This window comes from Geobacillus sp. WSUCF1, assembly GCF_000422025.1.
GTDB classification, from domain to species: Bacteria; Bacillota; Bacilli; order Bacillales; family Anoxybacillaceae; genus Geobacillus; species Geobacillus zalihae.
On the sequence record NZ_ATCO01000217.1, the window covers coordinates 1 to 315 of the forward strand.

General features: G+C 56.8%; 1 pseudogene. It reads left to right on the forward strand.

The features are described from left to right. A pseudogene (locus I656_RS17535) lies at positions 1–315 on the forward strand (transposase); the annotation flags it as partial.

A 315-nucleotide genomic window follows, 5' to 3' on the forward strand; every position in this document is an offset into this window, starting at 1 on the left:
AACCGCCATCATCGTTGGCAAAAACAGATCGGCTTCGGACTGGTCGGCAACGAGGACGGCATCCCGTTTTACGGCGATGTGCACGACGGCAACCTGCCTGACAAAACGTGGAATCCGGAGGTGCTGTCCCGTGTCCACGAACAGCTCAAACAAGCCAAGATGGAAGACGAATGGATTTACGTGGCCGATTCCGCCGCGATGACAAAAGACACTCTGGCGCAAACCAAAGCGGCCAACGCCTTTTTGATCACCCGAGGCCCTTCGTCGCTTCGGATCGTGAAACGGGCATTAGCGGAGGCCGATTCGCCTCACATC